The organism is Achromobacter sp. Marseille-Q0513, assembly GCF_018195695.1.
GTDB lineage: Bacteria > Pseudomonadota > Gammaproteobacteria > Burkholderiales > Burkholderiaceae_B > Achromobacter.
This window is the reverse complement of record NZ_JAGTJY010000207.1, coordinates 1-10,133: the sequence shown is the minus strand read 5'-3', so window position 1 is coordinate 10,133 and position 10,133 is coordinate 1. Positions and strand designations below refer to the sequence as shown.

The following is a 10,133-nucleotide window of genomic DNA, read 5'->3' as shown; positions in this document are numbered from 1 at the left end:
AGTGGCCGCCAGAGAGGTGGTGCAGGGGGGGGTAGAGGGTGTGGTGGGGCGCGGCGAGGGCCTGAGTGTCGGGGACGGAGAAGGCGTTGCGGGGGTGGTGGGGCTTCCAGAGCGGCATGGGGAGGCTCGTGGGGGTGGGGGATGGGGGCGTCGGGCCGGGGCCACGCCGTAGCGCGCGGCGGGCTCGCCGCTATGTGTCAGCGCCTTGACCAGCGCGCCGCGCGCCGCTTCCAGGCCGCTCCAGCCGGCCGGATCGGACAGGGTGGGAAAGCAGACCCGCTCGCCCTGGTCGAGCGCGCGCAGCGCCGTGGCGACCAGCGTGTCGGCCTCCATGAACAGGTGTTCGGGAAAGGGCGCGGGCTTGCCGCCGAAGAACTCGGAGCGGACCATGCTGGGCATCACCGCCTGCACGGTGACGCCGGCCGGCTCCAGCTCGGCCTGCAGCGCGCGGCTGAAATTCAGCACATAGGCCTTGGAGGCGCTGTAGCCGGACGCGCCGGGCACCGGCATCAGGGCCAGGATCGAACCGATATTGACGATGACGCCGCGCTGGCGCCGAGCAAAGGCACGGGCGGCGGCCAGGGACAGCCGGGTCAGCGCCAGCACGTTCACCTTGACCATCCGGTCGACGGCATCCGCGTCGGCTGTCGCGCCCGGTCCCAGCGCGCCCAGGCCGGCGCAGTTCACCAGCATGGCGATGTCTTCCCAGGTTGACAGCGCCTCTTCCAGCCGCAGCAGATCGTGCGGGTTGGCGAGATCGGCGGGCCAGACCTCGACCTTGCATCCATGGGCCGCGCGCAGCTGCTGCGCCAGCGCGTCGAGCCTGTCCTGGCGGCGCGCGCTCAGGATCAGGTCATGGCCGCGCGCCGCCAGTTGGCGGGCGTAGGCGGCGCCGATGCCGGACGAGGCGCCGGTCACTAGCGCGGTGCCTGCTTCGATGTTCATGGGGATCTCCTTTGAATCGTGGTGGCGGGATTGTCTGTATAATTATTGACTTCAATTATTGAAGTTGTAAAGCGGCGACCTGCCGCCAGGCACTTGAGCGATTCCAGCGCGATTGCGATACTGGCGGCGATTGCCATACGACATGAAGGGAAAACGATGCGCGCCAAGAGTTTTGAAGGCATGGCCTGCTCCATCGCCACGGTGCTGGACGCCGTGGGCGACCGCTGGGCCATGCTGGTCCTGCGGGATCTGGTGCTGGGCCTGCGGCGCTACGACGATCTGCGCCGGTCCACCGGCATCACCAACGCGACGCTGGCCGACCGTTTGAAGCAACTGGAGCAGAATGGCCTGATCGAGCGCTCGCTGTACCAGAGCGCGCCGGAGCGCTACGAATACCTGCCCACGGCCAAGGGCCTGGACGTGGCGCTGGTGCTGCAGGCGCTGGCCCAGGTCGGCGACAAATGGCGGGCGCAGGAATCCGACGAACCGCCGCTGTGCTTCGTCAGCGCGCAAACCGGCGGACGCGTGCGGCTCGGATTGGTGGACGAGCGCAATGGCGCGCCGGTGCCGCACCAGGATCTGAGGGTTGAAGCCGGGCCCGGCGCGGATGACCTGATGCGCTGGCGCCTGGCCAGGCGGATGGAATAGACGGCGCTTCCGGCGAGACTCGGCTTCCCACTCCCATTCCAGGCAGGAGCAGTGCATTGAGCATCGAAGAAGAACCCACCGACGCCCATGAGCAACCCGCCGCCGAACGGCTGCGGCGGCTATGCCGCCTGATCGGCGAGCCGGCCTTCACCGCCAGCGACTACCGTGTCGGCCGCGTGACCCACATCGTGCTGCTGCGCTTCGCGGCCGCCGTGCCGGCCGCCGAACGAGCCGGCGCGGTGCAGGCGTTCCTGAGCCTGAAGGACGACTGCCAACGGCAGGGCGTCCCCTACATCCGCAGCATCGAGCACGGCACGCAGCAGAGCGGCGAGGACGCGACCGGTGGTTTCGAGCACGCCTTCATCATGACCTTCGCGTCCGAGGGCGACCGCAACTACTACGTGGGCGAACCGCTGGTGAACGACCCGGCCTGCCACGACCTCGCGCACCATGCCTTCAAGGCCATGATCGGCGCGAAACTGGCGCCGGGCGGCGTGGTGGTGTTCGACTACTACAGCGCCGAACTGGCTTGATCAGTCCGCCCCGGCCGGGGCGCGGCCGCGCAGGGCGGGCGCGGCCATGGCGCGCCAGGCGAATGCCAGCGAGGCCAGGAACAGCAGCGCGCCGACGCCCATGTCCGCGGCCGCGCCATAGCGGTTGACCAGCTGGCCGCCCAGGGCGGAGCCGATCGCGATCGAACCCTGCACGCAGGTCACGAACAGGGCCGCGCCGCCTTCCAGCTCGTCGCCGGCCAGCCGCATGATCCACAGCTGCAGGCATAGCGGCAGGGCGCCGAACGCCGCGCCCCAGACCAGCAGGCAGAACAGCGCCACGGCGGAGGACGAGCCCGCCGCGCAGAGCAGCGCCAGCGCCGAGGCGGCCGCCGCCAGCACCACGGCCAGCGTGCCGCGCAGCGAACGGTCGGCGCCCATGCCGCCCAGCAGGCTGCCGATGACGCCGGCGCCGCCATACACCAGCAGGGCCAGGGTAATGAAATAGCCGCCCGCCGCCGTCACGTCGGCCAGGTAGGGTTCGACATAGGTGTAGGTCGCGAACTGCGTGCCCTTTGCCAGCACGGTGATGAGCAGCGCCTGCATGATCGCCGGCCGCGCCACCAGGCGGAGCAGCTGGCGGGCGTTGATGCGCGTCGCCTGCGTCACGGTGGGCAGGCTGACATACTGGACCGCATAGGCCAGCGCAGAGACGACGCTGGCGGCCGCGAACGCATTGCGCCAGCCCAGTTCCTGGCCGATCAGCGTGCCCAGCGGCACGCCGAGCACGATGCCGACCGAGATGCCGGCGTAGACCACCGACGTGGCGCGGGCTTCCGATCCGGCCGGCGCCAGCCGGTTGGCCGTGCTGGCGCCCAGGCTCCAGAAGCCGCCCACCGCGATGCCAAGCAGCACGCGCGCGGCCAGCATGGCCGGCAGGCCCGTGGCCGTCATGGACAGCAGGTTCGACAGGGTCAGCAGCAGGCTGAGCGCCAGCAGCACCTGCCGGCGGTCGCGCTGCCCCGCCAGGATGGTCAGGGCGGGCGCCGATATCGCCGCCAGCAGGCCGGACGCCGCCACCAGCAGGCCCGCCGTGCCGACGGAGATGTCCAGGTCGGCGGCCATCGCGTTGAGCAGGCCCACGGGCAGGAACTCCGCGCTGACCAGGCTGAAGCTGCTGACGGCGATGGAAAACACCGCCGGCCAGGGTTTCCTGGCGCGGGCGGCGGGCTGGGCGTTGTCGTTCATGGAGATTCCGTATCGGGTGGGCGGCGCACAGGCACCGTTCGCCCACTCTATCGGCCATGCCCATGCGGAAAAAGCGCCGCCCGTGGAAGGATCATCCACGTCCATGGATAGTGCGCGCGGGAGGCGGAGCGTGCAGCGAGCGCGCCTCTCAGCCGAACCGGCTGGCGAGCCAGTCGAGGAAGACGCGCAGCCGCGCGCTGGGATGCCGGTTGGGCGGATAGACCGCATGGAACGCGGCGGCGGGACGCGTCCAGTCGGGCAGGATCTCCACCAGTTCGCCCGCGTCCAGGCTGCGCTGCACGAAGGGGCGCAGGTGCTGCCCGATGCCCAGGCCCGCCAACAGCAGGCGCGTCAGCCCATCGCCGTTGTTGACGGAGAACGCGCAGTCGCCGGCTTCATGGCGTTCGCCGTCGCGTTCGAACAGCAGCGGCTGCAGCTTGCCGGTGGCCGCCGAGAAATGGCCGATCAGCGCATGTCCTTGCGCCAGATCGGCGGGCGATCCGGGGATGCCCTTGCGGTTCAGGTAGGCGGGCGAGGCGCAGGTCACATAGCCGAACTCGGCGATGCGCCGCGCCACCAGGCCCAGGTCGCGCAGCTCGCCCGCGCGGATGGCGCAGTCCACGCCTTCACCCACGATGTTGACGGGCCGGTCGTCGATGCCGATGGCCAGGGTCACGTCGGGGTACTGCTGATGGAAGTCCGGCAGCGCCGGTATCAGCAGGCAATTGGCGAAGGAGGTCGGCACATCGATGCGCAGATGGCCGCGCGGCTTGAGCTTGCGGCCTCGCACCGCGCCGTCGGCCGCGTCCAGCTCGGCCACCAGGCGCGCGGCGGATTGGTAATACTCCTGGCCTTCCGCCGTGACGGAAAGCCGTCGCGTGGTCCGGTGCATCAGCTGCACGCCCAGATGCGCTTCCAGGTCGGCGATCAGCTTGCTGACCGTCGAGCGCGGCACGCCAAGCTGGTCCGCGGCATGGCCGAAGGTGCCGGTTTCCACCACGCGCAGGAAGGCGCGCATTGCGAGGAGCTGGTTCATCGCGGTCGATTGTGGAATTGCCTGCCTAGAACCGGATCGCCAGGCTGGCCTTGACGCCGTGCTGGCGGGTACCGGACGCCAGTTGGCCATTGTAGGCCAGGCCCAACGAGGCTTGTCGCGACAGCGTCAGGTCCATGCCGGCCTCGACCAGCGCGGTGTTCCGGGCGATGGGCACGCCCGCCACGGTATAGGCGTCGCCCGCGGACAGGGTATGCCGGGCCAGCGGCGTGGTGTCGCCGTAGGCGTGGCGCCAGCCCAGCGTGACCTTGGCGGCCACCGGCACGCGGCCCAGTACGAAGTCCGTGGCCGCGCGCAGGCCCAGCGTCGAGAAGGTCGTGTCCATGGCCTGTCCTCGAGCGCTGAGCGCCGCCGCCTGGCCCTGTTCCGCGTAGCCGTCAGTATCCAGCCGCACATGGGCCAGGTTGACGAAAGGTTCGAACGAGGCTCGGCCGGCGTCGAGGCGATAACCCACGTCGCCGAATGCCTGCAGGGTGCGCGATTGGTAGCTGGCCTTGAGCTGATCCGAATACGTTGCGAAGCCGACAGAGCGCTTGGTATCGATATTGTTCCAGCCGTGGCTCAGCCCCGCGCGCAGGCCCAGGCGTCCCTTGCCCAGCGACCGCTCGGTGCCGCCGTATAAGCCCAGACTGTAGCTGTCGCTCGAGCCGGAGGAGGCGAGGGCGCGGGCCTTGAAGCTGCTATGTGTGTAGCCGGCCATTATCCCCAGGCGCCAGGCGCCGCCGAAGATGGGCGCGTCGGCGCCCATCAGAAAGCCGCTGGCATTGCGATCCAGGCTGGCGGCGTTGCCATTGCCGTCGGTCCGGCCCCAGGCGCCCAGGGCCTGGCTCCAGACGGCGGGACCCGCCGCGGCTCCGGTTGCCGCCTGTGGCGTGCTGGAGGAAGCGAGCAGGGCACCTGGCGCGGCGTCGGAGACGTTGAACGCGGACCGCAGGCGCGAGACAGCGGCATCGCGGATGAACCGGCTGTCCTCGATCAGCGCCGTCTTGGCCGAGGCATGAATCTCGCCTGACAACAGGTCGAAGGCGTCGCGTATCCGCGCCTGATCGTCAGGCAGCTGCGCGATGGCGCTGTAGACGGCATGGCCGGCGGCGATGCCGATGCTGTCGATGGCCTGTGCTGCCGCGCGCTGGTTGCGGGTCTGCGCCACGCTGGCGAAAGCCAGTTTGTTGCGCTCGAGCGTGAGATAGACGTTGCTGGCGTCATAGCCCAGCGTAGGCGTCAGGAAGACGAAGTCGGAGGACACCGTATCGAATCTGCCGCTGAGCGTGCCGGCCGACAGTATCGTGTAGGTCGACTTCAGGTCGTATGCGCCGGCGGAGCCCACATGGGCCACCGAGCCGCCGTTGAGCATGGCCTTGCCGCTCACGCGGATCAGGTCTGAGCGCTGGCTGGCGGGATCGACCTCGACGGCGTAGCGCGCGCCGGCGGCCATCGTCAGATCGCCGTCGATGTTGAGCGTTCCGATGGAGTTGCCTGGCGCGAGCGTGCCGCCCGAGGCCACCGTGACCGCCGGCCCCGCGCCGAATCCAATCGTGCCGTTGCCGCCCAGCGTGCCGCCGGCGACGACATTGACGTAGCCGCCCAGCCTGCCGTTGACGGAGAGCAGTCCCTTGTCGACGGTCGTCGTGCCGACATAGTCCCTGGCGTCGCCGGTCAGGAGCAGCCGGCCGCCGCCGGTGGTGATGAGCGGTCCGCTGCCCTGCAGCTTGCCCGCCAGCGTCAGCGTGGTGCCGGCGGTGATGTCGAAGCTGCCGCCGCCCTGGTTCATCGCCACGGCGCGGTTCAGGGTCAGGTCGGCCGCCGTCGCCAGCGTGCCGCCATTCATGTAGAGCTTGCTGGAAGCAGCGCCCAGGTTGGCTTCACGCGATACCTGCAGGGTGCCCGCCGACAGACGGGTGTCGCCCGTGTAGCTGTTGCTGCCGGCGAGGACGGTCAGGCCCGGACCGATCAACTCCAGCGAGCCGCCGCCGGAGATCGCGCCCGCCAGGTCCAGCCTGCCGGCGCGGTTCAGGACCAGCACGCCGTTGTTGACGATGTCGCCCTGGATCGAACCTGTCGAGCCGCCGTTGCCCAGCTGCAGGATGCCAGCTTCGATGACCGTTCCTCCGGTGTAGCGGTGGTCGCCGGTCAGGATGGTGGTGCCACCGCCGATCTGCCGGACCGCGCCGCTGCCAGCGATCGTGCCGACGTAGTTCAGCGTGCCGTAGCGATTGAACGCCAGTGTGCCGTTGTTCAATACGTCGCCCTTGATCGACCCGGTGGAATGGCCGTCGCCGATCTGCAGGGTGCCTGCCAGGATGGCCGTGCCGCCCGTATAGTCCTGGTCGGCGGCAAGCGTGGTGGTGCCGGGGCCGATCTGCCGGACGACGCCACTGCCCGTGATGCGGCCCGTATAGATCAGCGAGTCGCTGCGGTTGAACGCCAGTACGCCGTCGTTGAGCACGTCGCCGCGGATCGAACCGCTCGTGCCGCCGTTGCCCAGCTGCAGTGTGCCAGCCGCGATCGTCGTCAGGCCGGTGTAGCGGTGATCGGCGGTCAGGACGGTGGTGCCCGTGCCGACATGCCGCAGCGCGCCGTATCCGGAGATCAGGCCCGCATAGGTCAGCGTGTCGGCGCGGTTTATCGCAAGCGTGCCGTTGTTGGTCACGTCGCCCTGAATCGAGCCGGTCATGCCGCCATCGCCAAGTTGCAGCGTGCCGTCGACGATCTCGGTGCCGCCGGTGTAGTGGTTGTCGGCGGACAGGACCAGCGTGCCGGCGCCCAGCTTGGTCAGGGTCTTGCCGTTCCAGTGGGTCGCGGCGTTGGCGGCCTGGTCGCCGAGCGCCACGTTCAGGGTGAACCTGTCGCTCGCGTCCTGTATCGTGAAGTTGCCCTTGGCCAGGGAGTTGCCAGTCGTCCAGCTCAGGTCGTAGTTGGCCAGGTACGCCTTGCCGTCGGCTGATTTGCGTGTGTTGAAGCTCAGGTAGTCGACCTGCTCGTGGAAACCGCCGACCGTGACTGTGGCGAAATCGCCGGCAATGACGGAATCGCTGCGGATCACCACCTGGTCGCGGCCGCTTTGGTCGCTCAGGCCCGAGAGATTGAACGATACGCCGTTGCCCAGCGTCAGGCCCGCCATGGTGAACGACGGACCGCTCGCGGCCGCTTCGAGCGACAGCGTGGTGCCGTCGGCGAAGCGCGCGTCCCGGCTGGTCGTGAGCGTTCCCGGCGAGTTGATTGCAAGTTCGCCACTGTCTACGAGGATGCGGCCGCCAAGACGGTTCGCCTGGCCCGCCAGGCCGAACATCAGCTTGCCGCCTGACACGACGGTGTCGCCCGTGTAGCGGTTGGCGCCGCTGAGTATCAGTACGCCATCGCCGGTCTTGGTCAGACCCAGCTTGCCGCCGTTGACGCCGTCCTGGATGATGCCGGAAAAGACCGAGTAGTCGGCTCCCGGGTTGCCGACGGTCAACACGGCATTTGTCGTGGCATCGTTGGTGATGATGCCGGAACCTTCGAACCCGCCGCTGTTGAATCCGGTTAGGAAAGTGTCATGACCGTTCAATCGCAGCGTGCCGCCGGTGCCACCGAACAAGTTGCTGAATCCGATCCTGATGTCGCGGCTCAGGGCGCCAACGGCTCCGACGTTGAGGGTGCTGTTGTTGTACAGGGTATAAGAGCCGCCGCTGAGCGCGTTGGTGGCATTGGCATTGAGTGTGCTGGCGCCATTGAGTGTCAGCGTCACGCCGGCGCCGACCGCACCGGCTGTCGTGGCATTGAGGGTGCTGTTGTCGTAAAACCACTGCGCGCCGCCGCTGATAGCGCTGGCGGCCGAGACATTGAGCGTGCTGGTGCCATAGAAACTCTGCTTGCCTCCCGCAATCGCAGCGGTGGCCGATGCATTGAGCACGCTGGCGCCGCTGAATAGCTGCGAGCCGTTGCTCACGGCCCTGGCGGTCGAGGCATTCAGCGTGCTGGTTGCCATGAAAGTCTGCATTCCTCCCGCGATGGCGTCGGTGGCTGCTGCGTTCAGCTTGCTGTTGCCGTAGAAGGACTGTTCTCCGCCGAGCACGGCGCTGGGGGCCGAGGCATCAACCACGCTGGCGTCGTGAAATGCATAGTGGCGGAACAGGTTTGGCGCCGCGCCGTCGTTGTTGAATGCGGCAGACGACGTGAGCTGAACCACGCTGCCATTGCGCGCAGTGAGCGAGCCGCTGCCCAGCGCGTTGCGATCCGCGACGATGAGTCTGCCGTCCTTGATCGTGGTGCCGCCGGCATAGAGATTGGCGTTGCTCATGCTCAGCGTGCCGGCGCCTGTCTTGGTCAGCGAGCCCGTGTTGTCGACGATGCCGTTCAGCCTCAGGGTCTTGTCCGCTGCGACCGAGATCGTTGCGTCGCCGGTGAGCCCAACGGCACGGTTGGTGGTGAGGGTGTCCAGGACCTGCAGCGTGCCGCCGGCGAGCGTCAGGGCGCTGGAGGATGCGCCCAGCGCTGCGTCCGACGAGATCGACAGTACGCCCCCTTCGATCGACCACGGTGTGACGGCGCTGGTCGTGCCAAGCAGCGCCCACGTGCTCGCCCCGGTCTTGCGGAAGGATGTGAAATTCTGGTACGTGGCGCCACTGCCGATCAGCGCGGTATCGAAGGTCTCCGGCGTGGTGGTCGAGGCGGTCGGGGAATGGCCCAGGATCAGGGTGTTCGTGCTGCCGGCCGCACCAACCGCCTTGCCGATGAGCTGGGCGCCTTGGCGCAGTTCCAGGCTGTTGACGCCTGCCGTGAAGTTGATTGCGTTGCCACGCAGGACGGCGTTGGCGCTGTTCATGCCACCGCTGATCGTTCCGCTATTGACGATATTGATGTTTGCGCCTGATATGCCGGCTCCGGCCTTGGTGTCGCTATTGGATTCGCCGCCGCCGATCGTGCCGGTATTGACGATTGTCAGCCTCGAGCCGTTGATGCCCGCGCCGCCGTTGCCTCGTTCCCGTGAACTGGTGCCCGCGTCGCCGCCGGTAATCTGGCCGAAATTCTGGATGACAAGGTCGATGCCGACGATGCCTGCGCCGCCCGCGCCGCTCTGCACGCTGGACGAACCCGCGGTGCTCTGGCCGCCGTTGCCGCCGCGTATCCTGCCCGCATTTTCAATGGTCAGCTGGGTGCCTGCGATGCCCGCGCCGCCTGCGCCGCTCTGGTCACCTGAGCCGCCGTTGCCGCCGGCGATCGCGGTGGATCCGATGGCGAACCTGGCGTTGTCGACCAGCATCGCCGCGCCGCCGCTGCCACCATTGCTGCCGTGGCCCAGGGTGTCGCCGTCGAGTCGGGACTTGCCGCCATTGCCGCCGTCGCCTCCCGAGATCGAGTACAGGACCGTGCCGAGGTACGTACCCGTCCCTTGCAGGATCGCGCCACTTGCTCCCGCGCCGCCGTTGCCGCCCAGGCCCGTGTTGGCGGATCGAAGGGGAGTGGCGCCATCGGCGTAGTCTCCGGCCTTGCCGCCGTTGCCGCCATTGCCGCCTTTGATCCCCCGGCCTGGCAGGAGATTGCCGACGTAGCCGGCGGCGCCGCCGCCGCCACCGCCACCGCCGCCGACGCCGTTGCGATGGAGACCGTCGGGGTCAAGGACGGAAGTACCGGTGGCGCCGTCGGCGCCATTCATCCCCGGGCTGAAACCGCCTGCACCGCCCGGGGCGACGGGGCTGATGAGCCCGCCGCCAGGGCCGCCCATGCCACCCGTGATGCCGGCTCCCCCGCCCGCGCCACCGCAGGAG

General features: G+C 68.7%; 7 protein-coding genes. 2 read left to right on the top strand and 5 right to left on the bottom strand.

From position 1 onward, the window contains the following. The coding region (locus KDH83_RS26885) for an SDR family oxidoreductase (protein ID WP_212321309.1) at positions 1 to 945 on the bottom strand (945 nt) is incomplete at its 3' end. Further along, positions 942 to 1,127: a hypothetical protein gene (locus tag KDH83_RS26880; RefSeq protein WP_212321311.1), complete on the bottom strand. Its 186-nt coding sequence runs from the start codon at positions 1,125 to 1,127 to the stop codon at positions 942 to 944. The genes KDH83_RS26885 and KDH83_RS26880, both read right to left, overlap by 4 nt. Between KDH83_RS26880 and KDH83_RS26875 the strand changes: the two genes are divergently transcribed. Then, the gene (locus tag KDH83_RS26875) at positions 1,126 to 1,593 is read left to right on the top strand and encodes a helix-turn-helix domain-containing protein (RefSeq protein ID WP_249205381.1); all 468 of its coding nucleotides are present in this window, start codon (positions 1,126 to 1,128) and stop codon (positions 1,591 to 1,593) included. The two genes, KDH83_RS26880 and KDH83_RS26875, sit on opposite strands and share 2 nt — an antisense overlap. A gap of 56 nt (positions 1,594 to 1,649) precedes the next feature. Further along, a complete protein-coding gene (locus tag KDH83_RS26870) occupies positions 1,650 to 2,126 on the top strand; it encodes a Dabb family protein (protein WP_212321305.1) in 477 nt (158 codons plus the stop codon). Here KDH83_RS26870 and KDH83_RS26865 read toward each other — a convergent pair whose 3' ends face one another. The 3 genes from KDH83_RS26865 to KDH83_RS26855 all read right to left on the bottom strand — a co-directional run bounded on the left by KDH83_RS26865 (position 2,127) and on the right by KDH83_RS26855 (position 10,090). Further along, positions 2,127 to 3,332: an MFS transporter gene (locus KDH83_RS26865; protein ID WP_212321303.1), complete on the bottom strand. Its 1,206-nt coding sequence runs from the start codon at positions 3,330 to 3,332 to the stop codon at positions 2,127 to 2,129. Positions 3,333 to 3,480: 148 nt separating this feature from the next. Next, complete coding sequence (locus tag KDH83_RS26860; RefSeq protein WP_212321301.1) at positions 3,481 to 4,368, bottom strand: LysR family transcriptional regulator; 888 nt, start codon at positions 4,366 to 4,368, stop codon at positions 3,481 to 3,483. Positions 4,369 to 4,393: 25 nt separating this feature from the next. Next, positions 4,394 to 10,090, bottom strand: coding sequence for an autotransporter domain-containing protein (locus KDH83_RS26855; protein WP_212321299.1), 5,697 nt, complete (start codon positions 10,088 to 10,090; stop codon positions 4,394 to 4,396). Between the last annotated feature and the right edge of the window lie 43 nt (positions 10,091 to 10,133).